Consider the following 21,893-nt stretch of genomic DNA (forward strand, 5'->3'; position numbering starts at 1 on the left):
AGGGCTCCCCGGCCGCTGCCCGGCGGCGGTGGCTTCCGGCCCCACGCGCCTGCCGTAGGCTGCGTGCCCATGCGTGGAATTTTGCTCGCCGGTGGTACCGGCTCCCGACTGTGGCCGATCACCCGGGCCGTGTCGAAGCAGCTGATGCCGGTCTTCGACAAGCCGATGATCTATTACCCCCTGTCGACCCTCGTGATGGCGGGTCTCAGAGAGATTCTGATCATCACGGGGCCCGAGGAGCGTCCGCAGTTCGAGCGGCTTCTGGGCGACGGGTCCGATTTCGGACTCGACATCCAGTTCGCCACTCAGGAGCACCCCAACGGAATTGCCGAGGCATTTGTCATCGGTGAGGAATTCATCGGTGACGAGCCCGTCGCGCTGATCCTCGGCGACAACATCTTCCACGGCGTCGGCCTCGGCCGGCAGCTCGCCCACTACAGCGCGCCCGAGGGCGGCGTCGTCTTCGCCCACGCCGTCTCCGACCCCACCGCCTACGGCGTCGTCGACTTCGACGAGCAGGGCCGCGCCCGCTCCATCGAGGAGAAGCCGAAGAAGCCCAAGTCCCGCTACGCGGTGCCGGGCCTCTACTTCTACGACAGCCGGGTCGTCGAGATCGCCAAGGGCCTGAAGCCCAGCGCCCGCGGCGAGCTGGAGATCACCGACGTCAACAAGTACTACCTCGACCGCGGCGAGCTCCAGGTCTCGGTCCTCGACCGCGGCACCGTCTGGCTCGACACCGGCACCTTCCAGTCCCTCGTCCAGGCCTCCGAGTACGTCCGCGTGGTCGAGGAGCGCCAGGGCATGAAGATCGGCTGCCTGGAGGAGGCCGCCTGGCGCGCCGGCTTCATCGACGACGCGCGGCTGCGCGCCCTCGCCGAGCCGCTGACCAAGAGCGGTTACGGCGACTACCTGCTGAACCTGCTCGCGTACGAGGCCGAGCAGGCCTGAGAGAGGAACGATCGCTCCGATGAAGGTCAACCCGCTGGGCATCGAGGGTGCCTGGGAGTTCGTCCCGCAGCAGCACGGTGACGCCCGCGGCCTGTTCCTCGAGTGGTACAAGGCCGACGCGCTCGCCGAGGCCGTCGGGCACCCGCTCGGTCTGAAGCAGGGCAACCTCTCGGTGTCCGCCGCCGGGGTCGTGCGCGGCATCCACTTCGCGGACGTCCCGCCCGGCCAGGCCAAGTACGTGACCTGTGTGCGCGGCGCCGTGCTCGACATCATCGTCGACGTACGGGTCGGCTCGCCGACCTTCGGCCGCTGGGAGGCCGTGCGCCTCGACGACCAGGACCGCAAGGCGGTCTACCTCTCCGAGGGCCTCGGCCACGGCTTCTGCGCGCTCACCGACGACGCCACCGTCAGCTACCTCTGCTCCGAGGGGTACGCGCCGCAGCGCGAGCGCACGGTGTACCCGCTGGACCCGGAGATCGGCATCGAGTGGCCGGTCGACGGCGAGCCCGAGCTGTCCGCGAAGGACGCCCAGGGCCCGACCCTCGCGCAGGCCCGCGAGGCGGGGATCCTGCCGGTGTACGAGGAGTGCCTGGCGTTCCGCCGCTCGCTGGCGGAGGGCCGGGGCTGAGCCCACACCCGTTCCGCAGCGGCGGCCCGGCGTTCCCGTGTGGGGGACGCCGGGCCGTTGCCGTGGGGCCGTCGTGGTCCGGGCCGTTGTCGTGGGGCCGCCGCCGTCCGGGCGGGCGGCGGGGCGCGGAGGTTCGGGCGCGGTGGGGCCGGGCCGGCCCGCGGGACGCGGCGCGCCGACGGTGCCCGCGGGCTCCGGGCCGAGGCCGGACGACCCGGCGCCCACCCCCGCCGCTTCGTCTCGCTCCGCGCCGTTCGCGTTAGGCTGCCCGAATGACGTGGCTCATCACCGGCGGCGCCGGCTACATCGGTTCCCATGTCGTCAAGTCCATGGCCGAGGCCGGTGAGCGGACGGTCGTCCTCGACGACCTTTCCACCGGCGACCCGGCCAGGGTCCCGGTCGGCGTCCCCCTGGAGCGCGGCAGCGTCCTGGACCGGCCCTTCCTCGACCGGGTCCTGCGCGACCACGCGGTCCGCGGCATCGTCCACCTCGCCGCGAAGAAGGCCGTCGGCGAGTCCGTCGAGCGCCCGCTCCTCTACTACCGCGAGAACGTCAGCGGCCTCCAGATCCTCCTCGACGCGGCCGCCGCCTCCGGTGTCGACCGCTTCGTCTTCTCCTCCTCCGCCTCCGTGTACGGCATGCCCGACACCGAGCTGGTGACCGAGGACACCCCGTGCGCGCCGCTCAGCCCGTACGGCGAGACGAAGGTCACGGGCGAGTGGATGGTCCGCTCCGTCGGCCGCGCCCACGGCATGGCCACCGCCTGCCTTCGCTACTTCAACGTGGCCGGCACCGCCGCGCCCGAACTCGCCGACACCGGTGTCTTCAACCTCGTCCCGATGGTCTTCCAGCGGCTCGACGAGGACCGGCCGCCGCTGATCTTCGGCGACGACTACGCCACCGCCGACGGCACCTGCGTCCGCGACTACATCCACGTCGCCGACCTCGCCGACGCCCATCTGGCCGCCGCGCGCCGGCTCACCGAGCTCGCCGCGGCCGGCGAGTTCCGCGATGCCACCCTCAACATCGGCCGCGGCGAGGGCGTCTCGGTACGGGAGATGATCGACCTGGTCCGCGAGGTCACCGGCCGGACCGTCGAGCCCGAGGTCGTCGCCCGGCGCCCCGGCGACCCGGCGAAGGTGGTCGCCTCCTGCGAACGGATCGCCGCCGAGCTGGGCTGGAAGGCCCGCCACGACGTGCGTTCCATGATCGCCTCGGCCTGGGAGGCGCACACCGGGAGCGCTGTCCACCCGGCGGAATAGACGGGCGGCGCCCGGCGCCGCTCGCGTAGATTGCTCGCCGAGCGAGCGCACGAGCGCGCGAGCACGAGCAGCGGCATGACGGCGAGGACGACGCAGGTGACAGAGGCCAGGCAGTACGTGACGGAAGCCCGCAGGATCGTGGTGAAGGTCGGCTCGTCCTCGCTGACCACCGCCTCCGGCGGCCTCGACGCCGACCGCGTCGACGCCCTCGTGGACGTCCTCGCCAAGGTCCGCAGCGGCGGCGAGAAGGAGATCGTCCTGGTCTCCTCCGGCGCCATCGCCGCGGGCCTCGCCCCGCTCGGCCTCACCCGCCGCCCCAAGGACCTCGCCCGGCAGCAGGCCGCCGCCAGCGTCGGCCAGGGCCTGCTCGTCGCCCGCTACACCGCCTCCTTCGCGCGGTACGGCATCCGCGTCGGCCAGGTCCTGCTCACCACGGACGACACCAGCCGCCGCGCCCATTACCGCAACGCCTACCGGACCCTCGACCAGCTGCTCGCCATGGGCGCCCTGCCGGTCGTCAACGAGAACGACACCGTCGCCACGGACGAGATCCGTTTCGGTGACAACGACCGGCTCGCCGCCCTCGTCGCCCATCTGGTCCGCGCCGACCTGCTCGTCCTGCTCTCCGACGTCGACGGCCTCTACGACGGCGACCCGTCCAAGCCCGGCACCTCGCGGATCGCCGAGGTCACCGGGCCCGACGACATCGCCCACGTCGAGATCGGCTCGGCCGGCAAGGCGGGCGTCGGCACCGGCGGCATGGTCACCAAGGTCGAGGCGGCCAGGATCGCGGCCGCCGCCGGCATCCCCGTCGTCCTCACCTCCGCCAGCCGCGCCGCCGACGCCCTCGCCGGCCGCGACACCGGCACCTACTTCCACCGCACCGGCCGCCGTTCCGCCGACCGGCTGCTGTGGCTCGCCCACGCCTCGACCCCGCAGGGCGCGCTCACCCTCGACGACGGGGCCGTACGGGCCGTGGTGGAGGGCAAGAAGTCGCTGCTCGCGGCCGGAATCGCCGCCGTGGAGGGCGAGTTCACCGCCGGTGACCCGGTGGAGCTGCGGGACACCGAGGGCCGCGCCGTCGCCCGCGGGCTCGTCAACTTCGACGCCAAGGAGATCCCCCGGCTGCTCGGCCGCTCCACCCACGACCTGGCACGCGAACTCGGACCGGAGTACGAGCGCGAGGTCGTGCACCGTGACGACCTGGTCGTCATGTGAACCGAAACGGCTGAAAGTCTGGTCATCCGGTAGGGACCTTCACCAAAACCGCCCCATGCGCCGCCGCGGGCTGGTCAACTTTCTCTGGGGGCACGGAGAGGGCGGGGACGACAACACGCGCAGCACACGCAGCAGCATGCAGCAGCACGCAGCACAGGCATCACACAGGAGGCCGCCGGTGAGACGAGCGCGCCCAGGGGCACTGCCCCGCGGGACGGCCGAACGCGCCCTGACGAGCGTCGAGGCCGGAGCCGACTTCGACGAGTACGAGCAGGACGCGCCCGAGCAGACGGACGGGAGGACCCCGGAGCGGGAGCTGTCCAAGCTCTGGCACATCACCCTCAGCGTCTCCGGAGCGGAGGCCCCGCTGAAGGAGGTGCGGCGCGCTCTGGAGCAGCTGGCCCACGACCACCCCTTCCTGCTGACCAGCCGCTATGCCAACGACCACGCCGAGATCCGCTACTGGGAGGAGGCCCGCGACCTCCACGACGCCGCGGCCGTCGCCCTGCGGCTGTGGGGCGAACACCGGCAGAGCGCCAAGCTGCCGCCCTGGGAGATCGTCGGCCTCGAGGTCATCGACCGCGAGACCTACCACCAGCGCATCGCCGAGGGCTACGGCCCGCCACCGGCCGCCCCGGTCGGCGTCCACCCGTACTGACGGGCACCGGGGCGGTCGGGCGGTGTCCAGGACGTCTCGCACTGCGGGACGGCGGTGAGATACGTGAGGGATGTCCGCAGAGGTGCCAGTACCCTGCGGACATGACCTCGTTCCTGCCCTTCGACAACATGTCCCCGGTCGCACAGGCCGCCTACCGGGCCCGCGCCGCGGCCGCCGAAATCGCGCCACTCCCGCGCGCGACGAAGGACGACGCCCTGCTGGCGATCGCGGACGCCCTCGAAGTCCGCACGGCCGAGATCGTCGAGGCCAACGCCGAGGACATCGCCCGCGCCCGGGAGGCCGGCACCAGCGAGGCCATCATCGACCGGCTCACCCTCACTCCCGAGCGGGTGCGGGCCATCGCCGCCGACGTCCGGCACGTGGCCGCCCTGCCCGACCCGGTCGGTGAGGTCGTCCGCGGCTCGACCCTCCCCAACGGCATCGACCTGCGCCAGATCCGCGTCCCGCTCGGCGTCGTCGGCATCATCTACGAGGCCCGGCCCAACGTCACCGTCGACGCCGCCGCCCTCTGCCTCAAGTCCGGCAACGCCGTCCTGCTCCGCGGCTCGTCCTCCGCGTACTCCTCCAACACCGCCCTGGTGAAGGTGCTGCGCGACGCCGTCGGAGGCGCCGGGCTGCCCGCCGACGCCATCCAGCTCGTCCCCGGCGAGTCCCGCGACTCGGTGCGCGAGCTGATGCGCGCCCGCGGCCTCGTCGACGTCCTCATCCCGCGCGGCGGCGCCTCGCTGATCAAGACGGTCGTCGAGGAGTCCACCGTCCCGGTCATCGAGACCGGCACCGGCAACTGCCACGTCTACGTCGACGCCGAGGCCGACCTCGACATGGCCGTCGAGATCCTGATCAACTCCAAGGCCCACCGGGTCAGCGTCTGCAACGCCGCCGAGACCCTCCTGGTCCACCGGGACATCGCCGACGCCTTCCTGCCGCGTGCCCTGGACGCCCTGGCCGAGGCCGGGGTCACCGTCCACGCCGACGAGCGGGTCCTCGCCCGTGCCGAGGGCAGCAAGGCCACCGTCGTCGCGGCCACCCCGGAGGACTGGGAGACGGAGTACCTCTCCTACGACATCGCCGCCGCCGTGGTCGACTCCCTCGACAAGGCCGTCGAACACATCCGCCTCTGGTCCTCCGGCCACACCGAGGCCATCGTCACCACCTCCCAGGCCGCGGCCCGCCGCTTCACCCAGCTGGTGGACTCGACCACCGTCGCCGTCAACGCCTCCACCCGCTTCACGGACGGCGGACAGTTCGGCTTCGGCGCGGAGATCGGCATCTCCACCCAGAAGCTCCACGCCCGCGGCCCCATGGGCCTTCCCGAGCTCACCTCCACCAAGTACATCGTGACCGGCGACGGTCACATCCGGTAACCGGCGTCCCCCGTTCGGCCGTCGGCCGAGGGCAGGGACAGTTCGCGCTCTCCCTGCCCAAAACCCCCTTCCCGGTCTACTCTGAATCCGTGCCGGACGACGTGGGGGGCAGGCCGTTCCAGGACGGCGGAGACCCCGAGGACTCTGTCGACCGCGGAGGCGCCGACGAGGATTTCGCCACCGTGGTCTTCGACGAGGACTTCGTCCGGGCCGCCGAGATCCACGAGCCGACCGCCGTCGAACGGCTGCTCGCCGCCGCCCAGGCCCGCGCCGAGGCCGAGGCCGCCCGCGCCCGGGCCGTCGCCGGTCTCGCCGACGACGAGGGCCACGATCCCGGCCGCTTCTCCGAGGACCACGACCCCGACACCGCCGACGACGACTTCGGCCCCTACGGGCCCCACGGCGGCGCCCTGCGCCCCTACCGGAGCAGCGCCCGCTGGCACCGGCCGGTCGCCTGGGTGCTCGCCCTGGTGATGGGCGTCGGCATGGTCGCCCTCGCCTTCAGCGCGGTCTACCGGGGAGCCTCGGCCAACCGCCAGGACCGCATCCCCCCGCCGGCCACCACCGACGTGGACAAGCCCCGCGGGACGCCCTCGGCGGCCGGCGTCCCCGCCGTTCCCGGCGCCCGCTAGCGGCCCCCGCGAGGGCCCACGGCCGCCCCTCGCCCGTTCGCCGCAACGCTGTCGGAATACCTCGGACCCACGGCGTCCGAATTCTTCCGAAGTTGTCGTGTACCTGGGCGTTTACCGGGGCGCCCACCGACCTACCCTGAAGGTATGGCAGGGCGTGGCGACCCGCCTGAGGGGACTCCGGACGGGGTCCCCGGCGGTGAGGACGAGTACCGATCCGTCGTCTTCGACGAGGCGTTCGTCCGGGCTGCCCGGCTCCAGGAGTTCTCCGCCCAGGAGCGGATGGGCGAGCACGCCCAGGCGGTCCGCTCCCTGCCCCCAGGGGAGAGCCGCGGCGGCGGCTCCCGCCAGGCCATGCTGCTGGTCCTGCTGATCGTGATCGCCTTCGGCACCGCGGTCTACCTCGGCGTCCGCAACCCCTACCAGCCGCCCGTCGACCAGCCGGCCGAAGCGCTGCGCACCACGCTGGTCCCCCTCGCCCCGCAGGGCCCGGTACCGGGCGGCGAACCGGCGCGGCTCTTCGCCCGCAGCCCCGCCGCCGAGCAGCGCACCGGCGCCGCCGGCATCAACCTCCCCCTGGCCGGCCGCACCGGCCACTTCTCCGAGAGCCAGGTGGTCACCGCCCTCGGCATCGCCAAGGACTATCTGGTCGCCTCCTCCCTCGAACCTGACGTCCTGGCCGGCGCGACCGTCCGCCCGCCCCGCCTGCTCGTCGACCCGGACCAGCAGGAGCAGTTCGACCGGAGCGTCGAATCGCCCAAGGACGACGGCCGGCACGCCGTCGCCGGCTGGCTGGTCCGCTTCGACCCGGACCGGGTCGTCCTCGCCGACCCCGCCGTCCGTGTCCAGGGCACCCTGCGCTTCGCGGAGATCAACACCGACCTGCTGGAGATCACGGCGAACCACACCTTCACCTACGCCGTCCGCCCCGCCACCTCCGGCAGCGGCCCGGCCCCCCAGGCCTCGCTGTTCACCGTCCACCGCGAGCTGCGCTTCCGCTTCGACCGCGAGGACCTGCGGATGCACCGAGCCGAGCTGCTCACCAGCACCGTCCAGGCCGGCCCGCAGTCCTGCGACGCCGACCCCACCGGTGCCCTGCGCCCGCTGCTGGCGGGCGAGCGGGCCGCCGACCGCGGCCGGCCGGAGGTCACCGACCCGTACGCCACGGGCCGGCCCGCCATCGCCTCGCTCTGCGGCACCCTCGCGCCCGGTGCTCAGCCCTCGCTCTGACCCCGCCCGCCGGTCCCGTCGCCACCGGTGCCGCGCTCGTCGTCGCCCGGCGCGCCCTTGGCACCCTGGCCGCCGCCGGCCCCGGTGCCCGCGCCTCCGTTGCCTCCGAAGCGGCCGAACAGCTTCTCGCCCAGATCGCCCGCGAGGTCCCCGGCGCCGCCGGCTATGTCGGTGACCAGCTTCATCAGCGGATCCTTGCTGTTGCGCACCGACTCCGCGTAGTGCCGCCCGGACTCGCGGAAGGAGTCGGTCACCGAGGTGTCCCCGTCCTCCGTGCGCTTCGGGTAGTGGCCGTCCATGATCCGCTGGTAGTCGCGGGTCTCCGACCACTTCTTCAGCTCGGCCGCGCGCACGGTGGTGAACGGGTGCGAGCGCGGCAGCACGTTCAGGATCTTCAGCACGGAGTCGCGCAGGTCACCGCCCTTCTCGTACTCGTCGGCCTGGGCGAGGAATGCGTCCACGTTCATCTCGTGGAGGTGGTTGCCGCCCGCGATCTTCATCAGGCCGCGCATCGAGGCCTGGAGGTCCTGGCCCACGAGCAGCCCCGCCCGGTCGGCCGAGAGCTCCGACTTGCGGAACCACTCCCGCAGCGCGGTCACTATCGCCATGATCGCGACGTTCCCCAGCGGGATCCAGGCGACCTTCAGCGCCAGGTTGGTGAGGAACAGCAGGATCGTCCGGTACACGGAGTGGCCCGAGAGCGCGTGGCCCACCTCGTGACCGACGACCGCCCGCATCTCCTCCTCGTCGAGCAGCTCCACCAGACCGGTGGTGACCACGATGATCGGCTCGTCCAGGCCGATGCACATCGCGTTCGGCTTCGGGTCCTGCGTGACGTACATCGGCGGGACCTTCTCCAGGTCCAGGATGTAACACGCGTCGCGCAGCATGTCGTTGAGATGCGAGAACTGCGCGTCGCTCACCCGCACGGAGTCCGAGAGGAACAGCAGTCGCAGACTGCGCTCGGGCAGCAGCCCGCTCAGCGCCTTGAAGACGGTGTCGAAGCCGCTCAGCTTCCGCAGCGCGACCAGCGCCGAGCGGTCGGCCGGGTGCTCGTAGGCCCGCGAGGAGATGTCCGGGAAGCGCTTGCGCTGCCTGCCGGGCAGGTTCCCCTGGTGGTTCTCGGTCATGGATGCCCCCTGTTCGTACGAGTCGGTGCTCGTCCCCCTGACGCAACCCAGCCTAGGGGAGGCGACCACCGTGTGCCGGAGCCTGTGGATAACTCCGGCGAACGGCTCCGGGGACGCCAACGCCTGAGTCGGCGTGAGCGCGCCGCGACCTCCCGCATACGATGTGCGCGAAGTCTCGCTCCCATCCCCGATCGAAGGTCCTGCCGAAGATGAGCCTCCACGCCACCGCCGCCAACCTGGTCACGCTCGCCTCCGAGGGCGAGCACGGCGGCAACCACGACAGCCTCAACCCGTACCTCACCGGTTTCGGCTCCCTCGCCGCCCTGCTCCTGCTGCTGTGGATCACCACCCGCTTCAACCGCGACCGCTGAGCCCCGAGGCCGCTGATCCGGCGTCCGCCGCCGTGCCAGTAGGCTCTGCACGCATGGGAGAGCAGGAAGTGCCTACTGGCGGTCGCGGCAAGCGCCGCCTCGGCGTGATGGGCGGAACGTTTGATCCGATCCACCACGGACACCTGGTGGCCGCCAGTGAGGTGGCCGCCCTGTTCCACCTCGACGAGGTGGTGTTCGTGCCGACTGGGCAGCCGTGGCAGAAGAGCCACAAGGCCGTCTCGGCGCCCGAGGACCGCTACCTGATGACGGTCATCGCCACCGCCTCGAACCCGCAGTTCTCCGTCAGCCGCATCGACATCGACCGGGGCGGCCCGACGTACACCATCGACACCCTGCGGGACCTGCGCTCCCTCAACAGCGATTCGGACCTGTTCTTCATCACCGGCGCCGACGCGCTCTCACAGATCCTCACCTGGCGCGACGCCGAGGAACTGTTCGCGCTCGCCCATTTCATCGGCGTCACCCGACCGGGTCACGACCTCACCGACGACGGTCTGCCCAAGGGCGGCGTGTCCCTGGTCGAGGTCCCCGCGCTCGCCATCTCCTCCACCGACTGCCGGGCGAGGGTCGCGCAGGGCGACCCGGTCTGGTATTTGGTCCCGGACGGTGTGGTGCGCTACATCGACAAGCGCCAGTTGTACCGCGGCGAGTGAGCCTCGGGGAGGGGCACCGGTGAACGACCAGCAGAACCCGTACGACCCGAACTATCCGCAGCCGCAGATCATCGGCTACGACGAGTACGGGCAGCCGGTGTACCAGCAGCAGGTCCCGCAGCAGCACTACGACCCCTACGGGCAGCAGCAACAGCAGGTCCGGCAGCCCCAGGCCCAGGACTACGGCTACGACCCCTACGGGCAGCAGCAGCCGGTCCAGCAGCCCCACGCCCCGCAGGCCCACACCCAGCAGCCGCAGCAGTACCCCGCCCAGCAGCCGCAGTACGACCCGTACGCCCAGCAGCCCGGGTACGACTACCAGCAGCAGTACGACACCGGTCAGCAGTGGGCCGTACAGACCGAGCCCGCGCCCGTCCCCGCCCAGCCGGCCCCCGCTCCGGCGCCGGAACGCGCCCCGTCCGCCGCCGTGCCCGGGCAGCGCCCGGCGCCCGAGGACGACGGGCGCGCGTACCGCACCGAGCAGTTCTCGTTCATCGAGGAGCCCGACGAGGACTCCGAGGACGTCATCGACTGGCTGAAGTTCACCGAGAGCCGCTCCGAGCGGCGCGAGGAGGCCCGCCGCAAGGGCCGCAACCGCGTCGTGGCCCTCGTCGTCGTCCTCGTGCTCGCCGCCGTCGGCGGCGTCGGCTACCTGTGGTCGGCCGGCCGGCTGCCCTTCACGGGCGGCGGCGAGCAGAAGCAGAACACGGCCACCGGACCGCAGCAGCGGGACACCATCGTCGTCCACCTCCACAACACCAAGGGCGGCGGCACCTCCACCGCCCTCCTGGTGGACAACACCACCACCAAGCAGGGCACCACCGTCCTGCTCCCCAACTCGCTCGCCGTCGCCGACGACGAGGGCGCCACCACCACCCTCGCCAAGTCCGTCGAGGACGACGGATCCAGCGGCACCCGCGAGGCGATCGGCAACCTTCTCGGCGCCAAGATCACCGGTACCTGGCGGCTCGACACCCCCTACCTGGAGAACCTGGTCGAGCTCGTCAGCAACATCGACATCACCACCGACACCGACGTGCCCGGGGACAAGCCCGGTGCCGAGCCGCTGGTCAGGAAGGGCGAGAACCAGACGCTCAACGGCCGCGCCGCCGTCGCCTACGCCACCTACCGGGCGCCCGGCGAGGCCGAGGCCAAGCAGCTCCAGCGTTTCGGCCAGGTCATGTACGGCGTGCTGCGGAAGATGTCCGACGACCCCAAGGCCGCCACGGTCACCATCGAGACCCTCGCCCAGATCCTCGACCCGTCGCTGCCCGAGAAGGACCTCGGCGCCTCGCTCGCCAAGCTCGCCGAACACGCCAAGGTCGGCGACTACAAGACGGCCGTGCTGCCGGTCGAGCCCGACGGATCGCTCAGCGAGGCCACCGGCGACAGCGTCGTCAAGGACATCCTCGGCGGCAAGGTCAGCGCCCCCGAGCAGGGCGCCGCGACCCGGGTCGCCCTGCGCGACGCCACCGGCGACGACGCCATCGAAGGGGCCCGTGTGGTCCTGATCAACGGCGGCTACGCCGTGGTCGGCGGCAGCAAGGCCGACAGCGAGGAGAAGTCCCAGGTCGTCTACGGGGACGACGCCCAGAAGGCGGCCGCCTCGGAGGTCGCCAAGACGCTGGGGCTGCCCGCCGGCTCCGTCACCAAGGGCAAGCCCACCGGAAACGCCGAGGTCACCGTGGTCCTGGGCGAGGATTACAAGATCCCCGGCGCCCGACGATGACCCTCCGATAATCCTTTTCGGGCCCGTCGGCGGTACATGAGACCCTTGAGGTGTCTCTGACCGCCGACGAAAGCCTGCTTGTGACCGCCACGGACCGCTCCATCGAGCTTGTCAGCACCGCCGCCCAGGCGGCGGCCGACCGGCTCGCGCACGACATCATCGCGTACGACGTCAGCGACGTGCTGTCGATCACCGACGCCTTCCTGCTCGCCTCCGCGCCCAACGACCGCCAGGTCAAGTCGATCGTCGACGAGATCGAGGAGCGGCTCCTCAAAGAGCTCGGCGCCAAGCCGGTGCGCCGAGAGGGCGACCGCGACGCCCGTTGGATCCTCCTCGACTACGTCGACATCGTGATCCACGTCCAGCACAGTGAGGAGCGGGTCTTCTACGCCCTGGAGCGGCTGTGGAAGGACTGCCCCGAGCTGCCGCTGCCCGAGGACGCGCAGAAGACGCGCGGCAAGGCGCAGGAGCACGCGCGCCTGATGGGCACCGACGGGACGGACGGTGAGCTGAGCTGACCAGCGGCAAGGGCGGCACGGGCCGCCGTATCGTGCTGTGGCGCCACGGCCAGACGTCGTGGAACCTGGAGCGCCGCTTCCAGGGCTCCACGGACATCGAGCTGACCGAGGCCGGCGTCGCCCAGGCGCGCCGGGCCGCCCGGCTGCTCGCCGCGCTGAAGCCGGACGCCATCGTCTCCTCCGACCTCAAGCGGGCGGCGGCCACGGCCGCCGAGCTCTCCGCGCTCACGGGCCACGCCGTCGCGCACGACTCCGCCCTGCGCGAGACGTACGCGGGGGAGTGGCAGGGGCTGACCCACGACGAGATCACCTCGCGGTTCGGCGAGCAGTACGCCGCCTGGAAGCGCGGCGAGCCGGTGCGCCGGGGCGGCGGCGAGCTGGAGACCGAGGTGGCCGACCGGGCCGCTCCGGTGGTCCTGGCGCACGCCGAGAAGCTGCCCGTGGACGGCACGCTGGTCGTGGTCAGCCACGGCGGCACCATCCGCACCACCATCGGGCGGCTGCTCGACCTGGAGGCCCGCCACTGGGAGAGCCTGGGCGGGCTCTCGAACTGCTGCTGGTCCGTCCTCGGCGAGGGGGCGCGCGGCTGGCGTCTCATGGAGCACAACGCCGGAACGCTGCCCGAGCCGGTCCTCGGCGACGACGACTGAGTCCCGCGAGCGGCCTGCCGGACCCGATTTCACTTTCCGGCAGGTCACAGGCTAAAGTTCTTCTTGTTCGCAGCGCGGAGCGCGAAGAACACGAGGGGCTATAGCTCAGTTGGTAGAGCGCTTGCATGGCATGCAAGAGGTCAGGAGTTCAATTCTCCTTAGCTCCACAGTCACCGGATCCCGTCCCCAGCAGGGGGCGGGATTCGTCGTTTCTCCTCGTCACTCCCGGGTGAGGAGGAGGTCCATGGCCCGGCGGCTCTCCTCGTCGTACGGCGTGTAGGTGACGATCCGGCACTCGGGCATCCCGTTGATCGACAGCGAGACCGAGGACATCCGTATCTCGCCCACCAGGTCATGGCGGAAGGTCTTCACCCGGGGGCCCGGCGGCACCACGTCACCGCTCCGCCACAGCTCCGCGAAGTACGGGCTGGCCTCGGAGAGCAGCCGGACGAACGACTCCCACGACGGCTCGCCGACGTGCCGCCCGTACGCCCCGCGCAGCTGCGCCACCATCACGGGCAGCTCCAGCTCCTTGTCGACCACCGGGCACAGCGGATCGGGCTCGGTGAACAGCGTCCACAGCACGTTGCGCACGCCGAGCGGCCCGCGCCGGGCCTCCCCGTCGGTCCGCGAGGCGTCGGCCCGCGAGGCGTCGGTCCGCAAGGCGTGGGTCCGCGAGGCGTCGGTCCGGAAGAACAGCAGGTCGTATGTCGCGTTGGTGGCCAGCACGTCGTACCGCGCGTTGTAGACCACCGCCGGGATGGGTGCCAGCGCGTCGAGGATGCCCTGGATCTCCGGGCTGACCGCCGCCAGGTCCTCGGGGACCGGCTCCGGCTCGTACGGCACCTCCGCGAGGTGGTAGAGGTGCTCGCGCTCCGGCCGGTCGAGCCGCAGCGTGCGGGCCACCGCGTCGAGCACCTGCGACGAGGCGTTGATCGGGCGGCCCTGTTCCAACCAGGTGTACCAGGTCACGCCGACACCGGAGAGCTGGGCCACCTCCTCGCGGCGCAGCCCCGGCGTGCGCCGTCTCAGCCCCGGCGGCATGCCCACGTCCTCGGGCGTCACCCGAGCCCGCCGGCTGCGCAGAAAGGCGGCCAGCTCCGGCCTGCGCCGGGTCCCCGTCGGTGCCGTCACCGTCGTCACACCCCCCATGGTCGAGCCCCCGTACCGCCGTTGCCAGGTGCTGTCAGTACCAGCATCAGCGGGCTCTCGTCACCCGTATCCGGCCGGCGTCACGCTCCTCGCATGACGACGACCACCAGACGTCCCGTACCTTCCGTACTCAGTAAAGCCGCCCCCACCGACAACCGTCCGGGTTCCCCGCTCGCTTCCCGCCCCGGCATCCTGCTCGGCGTCGTCCTGGCCGCGCAGTTCATGGCCCTCCTCGACGTCTTCATCGTCAATGTCGCCGCCCCCACCATCCGCACCGAACTCGCCGCCACGGGCGCCGGGATCCAGCTGGTCGTCGCCGGATACACCATCGCCTACGCGGTGTTGCTGATCACCGGCGCCCGGCTCGGCGACCTGCTCGGCCACCGACGTCTCTACCTCGCGGGCCTCGGCCTCTTCACCGCCGCCTCGCTCGCCTGCGGACTGGCCGCGGACACCGGTCAGTTGATCGCGTTCCGGATCGCACAGGGCGCCGGGTCGGCCCTGATGATCCCGCAGGTGCTCAGCCTCATCCAGCGCACCTTCACCGGTGAGGGCCGGGCCCGGGCGCTGAGCGCCTACTCCGCCGTCCTCGCCACCGGAGCCGCCGCCGGACAGGTCCTCGGCGGCGTCCTGGTCAGCGCCGACCTGTTCGACACCGGCTGGCGGCCGGTCTTCCTGGTCAACGTGCCCATCGGCATCGCGCTCCTCGCCCTCGGCGCCAGGGTGCTGCCGCGCGACCCGCACCGCGGCGCCGGCCGGGCCCGCTCCCTCGACCTGCCCGGTCTGCTCCTGCTCGCCGCCTCCGTCTCGCTGCTCACCGTCCCGCTCGTCCTCGGCCAGGAGGAGGGCTGGCCCCTGTGGACCTCGGTGTCGCTGTGCGGCGCCGTGCTCCTGTTCGCGGCCTTCGGCGCGTACGAGACCCGGCTCGCCCGGCGCGGCGGCGCCCCGCTCATCGCCCCGCGGGTGCTGCGCGCGCCCGGGATGGGGCGGGCCGTCCTGCGGATCGGGGCCGTGATGGCAGTCAACGCGGGCTTTCTGTTCACCCTCACCCTGCACCTGCAGGGAGCGCTCGGACACAGCGCGCTGCGGGCCGGGCTCACCTTCGTGCCGACCGCCGCGGTGTTCGGGGTCGTCGGGCTCACCTGGCGGCGACTTCCGGCCCGTCTCCAGCGCTTCCTGGTGCCGGGCGGCTTTCTCCTGACCGCCGCGGCCGCGCCGGCCGTGGGCGCCGTCCTGACGGGCGGCGGAGAGGGCGGTCTGCTCCTCCAGCCGGTGCTGTGCGTGCTGGGGGCCGGTCTCGGCCTGGCCTTCAGCCCCGCCCTGACCGGTGCGCTGGCGACCGTACGGCCCGAGGACGCCGCCGACGCCGGCGGTCTGCTCGCCACCGTCACCCAGCTCGGTCAGCTGATCGGGGTGGCCGCCTTCGGCACCGTCTTCCTCGGCGGGATCGCCGGCCCCGGGGCGGCGGCATCGGCGGACGCGCTCCGGGTGTGCATGCTCGCGCTGGCGGGAACAGCGCTCCTGGGCGCCTTTGCGAACCTGGTCCGGCGACGACGCTGACCCCCTTGCGGGGCCATGGCAGAATCGGACCGCCGGAGGGGGACGAGGGTCCGGACGGGAGGGAGCGCGCATGGCCGTGGACGGTGCCGAGGAGATCGAAGCCGATGCCGTCGCGGATTGCGCCCCAGTGCCCTGGGCCCGGCTGGACTGTTCCCTGTGTCCTCGTGGAGCCGAGTGATGGGTGCGCACAGGCGGAAGTGCGACTGGTGCGGCAGCGGTACGCCCATCGTCCGGGACATGGACCCGGTGAACGCGGCGTTCCAGTACTGGTGCGAGGAGTGCGCGCGGGCGCTGATCATAAAAGGCGACCCCATCGAGACCTACCGTGAACTCGAGGGGGAGCCGATCTACGGCCGGCTCCTCGACGAGCACTGCACCCTGAAGCGGTTCTACTCCTTCGCGACGGCCTGAGGCTCCCGGACGGCCCGAGGCTCCCGTCCGACGACCTCGGCCTCGGTGGCCCCGCCGGTGACGGTCCGAGACGTCCGTCCCCGCCACGACGCCAGCGCGTAGCCGACGAAGACGGCGGTCGCCGTCAGCGGATAGACCGCGGAGAGAAGCATCTGACCGGCGTTCTGGTCCAGTTCGGGCCGGCCCGGGTCGTGCGGCACCCACCACAGCGCGAACGACGCGAAGGCCAGGGCCACCGCTCCCGTCGCCGGCCACGCGCGGGTGGAGCGGTCGTACAGCAGGATCAGCAGCGGCACGCACCACACCCAGTGGTGGGACCAGGAGATCGGGCTGATCATCAGCGCCGTGAACGCGGTGACGATCACGGCCACCGCCCTGTCGCCCCGGACCGCGGCCCGTACCGCGAGCGCCATCGCCGCGCCGCCGAACAGGACCGCGGCCGCCACCCACCACAGGCCCGGCGCGTCCGTGTGCATCAGCCGGGCGAGGACCCCGCTGAGGGACTGGTTCGCGGTCTCCTCCGCGTGGCCGACCCGGCCCGTCTCGAAGAGGGTCCGGGTCCAGAACGTCCTGGAGTCGGCGGGCAGGGCCAGCGCCATCGCCAGCGTCGCCGCCAGGAAGACCCCGGTCGCCGTCAGCGCCGTCCGCAGCCACTGGTTGACGGTCCGGTCCCGGCGCCACAGCAGCAGGCCCGCGGCGAACAGCAGGACCACGAAGAGGCCCGGGGTGAGCTTCACCGCGGTGGCGAGGCCGATGCCCAGGCCGGCCCAGCGGCTCCCCTCGCGGCGGGTCAGGTCCCAGAGCACCGCCACCGCGATGAGCAGGTTGATCTGCCCGTACCGCAGCGTCGTCCACACCGGCTCGCACCAGACCACGATCGCGGCGATCCACAGCGTCGTACGCCACAGATCGGCCCTCGATCCGACGCGGGACAGCGCCGGGCGCACCAGCTGGAGCGACAGCTGGACGAGCGCGATCACCAGGAGCAGGTTCCCGGCGGTGGACAGCGTGCGCATCAGCGGGACGCTCACCAGCGTCAGCGGCAGGAACAGGACGGCCGCGATCGGCGGGTAGGTCATGGCGAGGTTCGCCGACGTGGCACGCATCGCGTACAGGTCGCCTCCGGCCCGCAGCGTCTCGGCCTCCGCGCGGTAGACCATCACGTCGAGCATGTTCACGTGCGCGAGGCGTTGGGCCACCCAGAAGGCCGTGAACGAGAGCAGGCAGACCGCCGCGGCGACGGCGAGGGGCCGGGCGCGGGAGGGAGAGGGCACGGAGACGGACACAGTCGGCGACCCTACCCGGCCGGCCGCGGGGTTCCGGAGAAACGGATTTGGAGAACCGTCGGGCCGCCGGTTACTGTTCTGTCCGTCGCCGCGCCAGTAGCTGGAGCGGTGAGCGGCAAGGGGCTATAGCTCAGTTGGTAGAGCGCTTGCATGGCATGCAAGAGGTCAGGAGTTCAATTCTCCTTAGCTCCACAGAAGGGAAGCGGGCCGCCCGGACGGGTAGGTTCGCACCGCTTCTGCGGTAGTCTTAATCCCTCGCACGGGGCTATAGCTCAGTTGGTAGAGCGCTTGCATGGCATGCAAGAGGTCAGGAGTTCAATTCTCCTTAGCTCCACAGTAGAGAAGCGGGTCGTCCGGATCGGACGGCCCGCTTCGTCGTGTGTCGCCCCCCGGAACGTCGATGCGGCCCGCTCGGGCCCTGCGGTACCCTGACGCCATGCGTGCCGTACGCCTTCTGCTTAGCGAGCCGCGCTGATCAGTCCCGACGGATGAAGATCCGGTCGGCATCGGCGCGGCGTCCCCTCCTGTGCGAGGGGATTTTTCATTTCGTGGCAGTTACCGGCAGTGGGCAGAGACGATCGATGGAGCTTCAAGGATCATGACCGAGATCAACACGGCTGCCGAGACGGCGGCCCCGCATCGCTACACGGCGGCCGTGGCCGCCGACATCGAGGCACGCTGGCAGGACGCCTGGGACGCCGAGGGCACCTACGAGGCCCCGAACCCCACCGGTGACCTGGCCGGGGACGCGGCCGTGGCGGCCCGCCCCAAGAAGTTCATCATGGACATGTTCCCGTACCCGTCCGGCGCGGGTCTGCACGTCGGTCACCCGCTGGGCTACATCGCCACCGACGTCTTCGCCCGCCACGCGCGCATGACCGGGCACAACGTCCTGCACACCCTGGGCTTCGACGCCTTCGGACTGCCGGCCGAGCAGTACGCCGTGCAGACCGGCACGCACCCGCGCGTGTCCACCGAGGCCAACATGGAGAACATGAAGGTCCAGCTGCGTCGGCTGGGCCTGGGCCACGACAAGCGCCGGTCGTTCGCCACGATCGACCCGGACTACTACAAGTGGACCCAGTGGATCTTCCTGCAGATCTTCAACTCCTGGTACGACGACGAGGCGAAGAAGGCCCGCCCGATCGCCGAGCTGGTCGAGCAGTTCGAGAACGGCACCCGTGACGTCCCCGGGGGCCGTGACTGGAACGCCCTGAGCGCCGTCGAGCGCGCCGACGTCCTGGGCGAGTACCGCCTGGCGTACGCCTCCGACGCCCCGGTCAACTGGTGCCCCGGCCTGGGCACCGTCCTGGCCAACGAGGAGGTCACCGCCGACGGCCGCTCCGAGCGCGGCAACTTCCCCGTCTTCAAGGCCAAGCTGCGCCAGTGGAACATGCGCATCACCGCCTACGCGGACCGCCTGCTGGACGACCTGGACGCGCTGGACTGGCCCGAGGCCATCAAGCTGCAGCAGCGCAACTGGATCGGCCGCTCCGAGGGCGCCCGGGTCGACTTCCAGGTCGGCGACGCAGGCGCCATCACGGTCTTCACCACCCGCCAGGACACCCTGTTCGGCGCCACCTACATGGTGCTGGCGCCCGAGCACGACCTGGTCGAGAAGATCGTCCCGGCCGCCTGGCCCGAGGGCACCCACGACGTGTGGACCGGCGGTCACGCCACCCCCGCCGAGGCCGTCGACGCCTACCGCAAGCAGGCCGCCTCCAAGTCGGACGTCGAGCGCCAGGCCGAGGCCAAGGAGAAGACCGGCGTCTTCACCGGCGCGTACGCGACCAACCCGGTCAGCGGCGAGCAGGTCCCCGTCTTCATCGCCGACTACGTCCTGATGGGCTACGGCACCGGCGCGATCATGGCCGTCCCGGCGCACGACAGCCGCGACTTCGCCTTCGCCCGCGCCTTCGAGCTGCCCATGCGCTGCGTCGTGGAGCCGAGCGACGACCGCGGCACCGACCCGGCCGCCTGGGACGACGCCTTCTCCTCCTACGAGGCCAAGCTGATCAACTCGGCCAACGAGGAGATCTCCCTGGACGGCCTGGGCGTCGTCGACGCCAAGGAGCGGATCACGTCCTGGCTGGCCGACCGCGGCATCGGCGAGGGCACCGTCAACTTCCGCCTGCGTGACTGGCTGTTCAGCCGCCAGCGCTACTGGGGCGAGCCCTTCCCGATCGTCTACGACGAGGACGGCGTCGCCCACGCGCTGCCCGAGTCGATGCTGCCGCTGGAGCTGCCGGAGGTCGACGACTACTCGCCGCGCACCTTCGACCCGGACGACGCCGACACCCAGCCGGAGACCCCGCTGTCCCGCAACGAGGACTGGGTCTACGTCACGCTGGACCTGGGCGACGGCCCCAAGAAGTACCGCCGCGAGACCAACACCATGCCCAACTGGGCCGGTTCCTGCTGGTACGAGCTGCGCTACCTGGACCCGCACAACGACCGGAGGCTGGTCGACCCGGCGATCGAGCAGTACTGGATGGGCCCGCGCGAGGGCATGCCCACCGGTGGCGTCGACCTGTACGTGGGCGGTGCCGAGCACGCCGTACTGCACCTGCTGTACGCGCGCTTCTGGTCCAAGATCCTGTTCGACCTGGGCCACGTCTCCTCGGCCGAGCCGTTCCACAAGCTGTACAACCAGGGCATGATCCAGGCCTTCGTCTACCGGGACGCCCGCGGCATCGCCGTCCCGGCCGCCGAGGTCGAGGAGCGCGACGGCGCGTTCTGGTACCAGGGCGAGAAGGTCAGCCGCGTCCTGGGCAAGATGGGCAAGTCCCTGAAGAACGCGGTCACCCCGGACGAGATCTGCTCCGAGTACGGTGCCGACACGCTGCGCCTGTACGAGATGGCCATGGGCCCCCTGGACGTCTCCCGTCCCTGGGACACCCGCGCGGTCGTCGGCCAGTACCGGCTGCTGCAGCGGCTGTGGCGCAACATCGTCGACGAGACGACCGGCGAGGTCACGGTCGTCGACGAGCCGGCCGACGAGGACACCCTGCGCGCCCTGCACAAGGCCATCGACGGGGTCTCGCAGGACATGGTCGCGATGCGCTTCAACACCGCCATCGCCAAGATCACCGAGCTGAACAACCACCTGACCAAGTCCGGTGGAGCGGTGTCCCGGCAGGTCGCCGAGCAGCTGGTGCTGCTGGTCGCCCCGCTGGCCCCGCACATCGCGGAGGAGCTGTGGCACCGCCTGGGCCACACCGACTCGGTCGTCCACCAGGACTTCCCGGTCGCCGACCCGGCGTACGTCGTCGACGAGACCGTGACCTGCGTCGTGCAGATCAAGGGCAAGGTCAAGGCGCGTCTGGAGGTCTCCCCGTCGATCACCGACGCCGAGCTGGAGACGCTGGCGCTGGGTGACCCGGCCGTCGTCGCCGCCCTGGGCGGCGCGGAGATCCGCAAGGTGATCGTCCGCGCGCCGAAGCTGGTCAACATCGTCGCCGGCTGACCGGCTGACCGGCTGACGTGCGCAGCGCGGCTGACGCCGATGTCTGACGGCTTCCCCTAGGGGGAGGCTGGGGGCAGGTTGGGGGTTCCGCTGGAACCCTCCGCCTGCCCCTTCCGTTTACCGTGGAAGAACCACAATCGAGGCCGGAGGGGCGAGCCACATGGAAGCCTTGATCACGATCTTGGCGTTGCTCTTCGTCGCCTTCGTGGCGCTGGGGGTCTACGCCACGGTGAAGGTGGCCAAGGCGGCCAAGCGCGGAGTCGACCGCACGATCGACCAGGCCAAGCGCACGGTCGAGGACACCACGCTGCGGGCCAAGAGCTTCGGCCAGACCGGCGTCGCCGGCGAGCTGGCCCAGCTCCGGCTCTCGCTGCGCACCTCCATGCGCGCCACCCAGGACGCGCTGCAGGCGGGCGCCGCCGAGGACGCGTCCCTGAAGGAGTCCCTGGACCTCTTCCACCGGCTGAGCGCCCACGGGCGGGAGCTGGACGAGGACCTCAAGCGGCTGGAGCGCGAGCCGGACCGGGCGCACGTCGCCGGGCAGCTCGCCGATCTCCGTCGGCGCACCGAGCAGATCACCCACTCCGCCGACGCGCTGCGCTTCGCGGCCCGCGACCGGGCCCGTCAGTTCGCCGAGGACGAGCTCTCCTCGCTGAGCGCCCAGATCGACATGGAGGCGGGCGCCCTGCGTCACTGGACCCGCACCGACGGCCCGGACGAGGCGACGGGCACGCAGCAGCAGGGAGCCGCCTGGCCGGGAACGGGGGCAGCGGCGGGCGAGCCCGAGCCCGAGGCCGAGCAGCCGCAGGCGATCACCGGACCCGACCCCCGCAGGACGGCGTATCCGTGGGAGAAGTCGACCCGCCCGGAGACCACCACCTGAGGGACCATCCGAGGGCCGGCCGCCGGCCGAGGACCGGTCCGCCGCCGGATGCCGCGTGAGTGCCACGCGGAGCCGCGAGAGGGTGGGACGGAGCCGCGTAGGGGT

General features: G+C 71.6%; 20 protein-coding genes and 3 tRNA genes. 20 read left to right on the top strand and 3 right to left on the bottom strand.

From position 1 onward, the window contains the following. Positions 1-69 precede the first annotated feature (69 nt). From rfbA to ACFY7C_RS10880, 8 genes are all read left to right on the top strand, one after another. Complete coding sequence (gene rfbA / locus ACFY7C_RS10845) at positions 70-948, top strand: glucose-1-phosphate thymidylyltransferase RfbA (protein WP_389647071.1); 879 nt, start codon at positions 70-72, stop codon at positions 946-948. Between the two features lie 19 nt (positions 949-967). Continuing rightward, the gene (gene rfbC, locus ACFY7C_RS10850; protein ID WP_389647073.1) at positions 968-1,576 is read left to right on the top strand and encodes a dTDP-4-dehydrorhamnose 3,5-epimerase; all 609 of its coding nucleotides are present in this window, start codon (positions 968-970) and stop codon (positions 1,574-1,576) included. A 272-nt stretch (positions 1,577-1,848) separates the two neighbouring features. Beyond that, complete coding sequence (gene galE / locus ACFY7C_RS10855; RefSeq protein ID WP_389647076.1) at positions 1,849-2,838, top strand: UDP-glucose 4-epimerase GalE; 990 nt, start codon at positions 1,849-1,851, stop codon at positions 2,836-2,838. A 96-nt stretch (positions 2,839-2,934) separates the two neighbouring features. Further along, the gene (proB, locus tag ACFY7C_RS10860; RefSeq protein WP_389647079.1) at positions 2,935-4,056 is read left to right on the top strand and encodes a glutamate 5-kinase; all 1,122 of its coding nucleotides are present in this window, start codon (positions 2,935-2,937) and stop codon (positions 4,054-4,056) included. A 178-nt stretch (positions 4,057-4,234) separates the two neighbouring features. Then, a complete protein-coding gene (locus ACFY7C_RS10865; protein ID WP_389647082.1) occupies positions 4,235-4,714 on the top strand; it encodes a hypothetical protein in 480 nt (159 codons plus the stop codon). A gap of 101 nt (positions 4,715-4,815) precedes the next feature. Then, a complete protein-coding gene (locus ACFY7C_RS10870; RefSeq protein WP_389647085.1) occupies positions 4,816-6,099 on the top strand; it encodes a glutamate-5-semialdehyde dehydrogenase in 1,284 nt (427 codons plus the stop codon). Positions 6,100-6,188: 89 nt separating this feature from the next. Further along, positions 6,189-6,731: a hypothetical protein gene (locus tag ACFY7C_RS10875; protein WP_389647088.1), complete on the top strand. Its 543-nt coding sequence runs from the start codon at positions 6,189-6,191 to the stop codon at positions 6,729-6,731. 144 nt (positions 6,732-6,875) lie between these two features. After that, the gene (locus ACFY7C_RS10880) at positions 6,876-7,958 is read left to right on the top strand and encodes a hypothetical protein (protein ID WP_389647090.1); all 1,083 of its coding nucleotides are present in this window, start codon (positions 6,876-6,878) and stop codon (positions 7,956-7,958) included. On the opposite strand, the gene ACFY7C_RS10885 is transcribed toward ACFY7C_RS10880, so the two are convergent. Beyond that, on the bottom strand, positions 7,943-9,088 hold the full coding sequence (locus tag ACFY7C_RS10885; RefSeq protein WP_389647093.1) for a M48 family metallopeptidase: 1,146 nt from the start codon (positions 9,086-9,088) through the stop codon (positions 7,943-7,945). The genes ACFY7C_RS10880 and ACFY7C_RS10885 overlap by 16 nt on opposite strands. 209 nt (positions 9,089-9,297) lie before the next feature. Between ACFY7C_RS10885 and ACFY7C_RS10890 the strand changes: the two genes are divergently transcribed. The 6 genes from ACFY7C_RS10890 (at position 9,298) to ACFY7C_RS10915 (ending at position 13,197) form a co-directional block, all read left to right on the top strand. Then, entirely contained in the window at positions 9,298-9,459 is a 162-nt protein-coding gene (locus ACFY7C_RS10890; protein ID WP_389647096.1) for a hypothetical protein, read from the top strand. Positions 9,460-9,512: 53 nt separating this feature from the next. Further along, positions 9,513-10,133: a nicotinate-nucleotide adenylyltransferase gene (gene nadD, locus ACFY7C_RS10895; protein ID WP_389647099.1), complete on the top strand. Its 621-nt coding sequence runs from the start codon at positions 9,513-9,515 to the stop codon at positions 10,131-10,133. A gap of 19 nt (positions 10,134-10,152) precedes the next feature. Then, on the top strand, positions 10,153-11,862 hold the full coding sequence (locus ACFY7C_RS10900) for an LCP family protein (protein WP_389647102.1): 1,710 nt from the start codon (positions 10,153-10,155) through the stop codon (positions 11,860-11,862). Between the two features lie 80 nt (positions 11,863-11,942). Then, on the top strand, positions 11,943-12,380 hold the full coding sequence (gene rsfS, locus ACFY7C_RS10905; protein ID WP_389647105.1) for a ribosome silencing factor: 438 nt from the start codon (positions 11,943-11,945) through the stop codon (positions 12,378-12,380). Then, on the top strand, positions 12,377-13,030 hold the full coding sequence (locus ACFY7C_RS10910) for a histidine phosphatase family protein (RefSeq protein WP_389649451.1): 654 nt from the start codon (positions 12,377-12,379) through the stop codon (positions 13,028-13,030). Before rsfS ends, ACFY7C_RS10910 begins: the two co-directional genes overlap by 4 nt. Positions 13,031-13,124: 94 nt before the next feature. Next, positions 13,125-13,197 (top strand) — tRNA-Ala (locus tag ACFY7C_RS10915). A 52-nt stretch (positions 13,198-13,249) separates the two neighbouring features. Here ACFY7C_RS10915 and ACFY7C_RS10920 read toward each other — a convergent pair. Further along, positions 13,250-14,182: a helix-turn-helix transcriptional regulator gene (locus ACFY7C_RS10920; protein ID WP_389647108.1), complete on the bottom strand. Its 933-nt coding sequence runs from the start codon at positions 14,180-14,182 to the stop codon at positions 13,250-13,252. A 93-nt stretch (positions 14,183-14,275) separates the two neighbouring features. Here ACFY7C_RS10920 and ACFY7C_RS10925 point away from each other — a divergent pair, with 93 nt between their 5' ends. Together ACFY7C_RS10925 and ACFY7C_RS10930 are read left to right on the top strand one after the other, a co-directional pair. Next, positions 14,276-15,742, top strand: coding sequence for an MFS transporter (locus ACFY7C_RS10925; RefSeq protein ID WP_389647111.1), 1,467 nt, complete (start codon positions 14,276-14,278; stop codon positions 15,740-15,742). Between the two features lie 177 nt (positions 15,743-15,919). Next, complete coding sequence (locus tag ACFY7C_RS10930; RefSeq protein WP_389647114.1) at positions 15,920-16,153, top strand: hypothetical protein; 234 nt, start codon at positions 15,920-15,922, stop codon at positions 16,151-16,153. Here the strand turns inward: ACFY7C_RS10930 and ACFY7C_RS10935 are convergent. Beyond that, a complete protein-coding gene (locus ACFY7C_RS10935; protein WP_389647116.1) occupies positions 16,132-17,439 on the bottom strand; it encodes a glycosyltransferase 87 family protein in 1,308 nt (435 codons plus the stop codon). The two genes, ACFY7C_RS10930 and ACFY7C_RS10935, sit on opposite strands and share 22 nt — an antisense overlap. A 119-nt stretch (positions 17,440-17,558) precedes the next feature. On the opposite strand from ACFY7C_RS10935, the gene ACFY7C_RS10940 reads away from it, so the two are divergent. From ACFY7C_RS10940 to ACFY7C_RS10955, 4 genes are all read left to right on the top strand, one after another. Further along, positions 17,559-17,631, top strand: a tRNA-Ala gene (locus ACFY7C_RS10940). 69 nt (positions 17,632-17,700) lie between these two features. After that, a tRNA-Ala gene (locus ACFY7C_RS10945) sits at positions 17,701-17,773 on the top strand. Positions 17,774-18,037: 264 nt separating this feature from the next. Continuing rightward, the gene (gene leuS / locus ACFY7C_RS10950; RefSeq protein ID WP_389647119.1) at positions 18,038-20,905 is read left to right on the top strand and encodes a leucine--tRNA ligase; all 2,868 of its coding nucleotides are present in this window, start codon (positions 18,038-18,040) and stop codon (positions 20,903-20,905) included. A 160-nt stretch (positions 20,906-21,065) separates the two neighbouring features. After that, positions 21,066-21,788, top strand: a complete 723-nt coding sequence (locus ACFY7C_RS10955; RefSeq protein WP_389647122.1) for a hypothetical protein — start codon at positions 21,066-21,068, stop codon at positions 21,786-21,788. The last annotated feature ends 105 nt before the right edge of the window (positions 21,789-21,893 follow it).

It is taken from the genome of Streptomyces sp. NPDC012769, from assembly GCF_042901205.1.
Classification (GTDB): Bacteria; Actinomycetota; Actinomycetes; order Streptomycetales; family Streptomycetaceae; genus Streptomyces.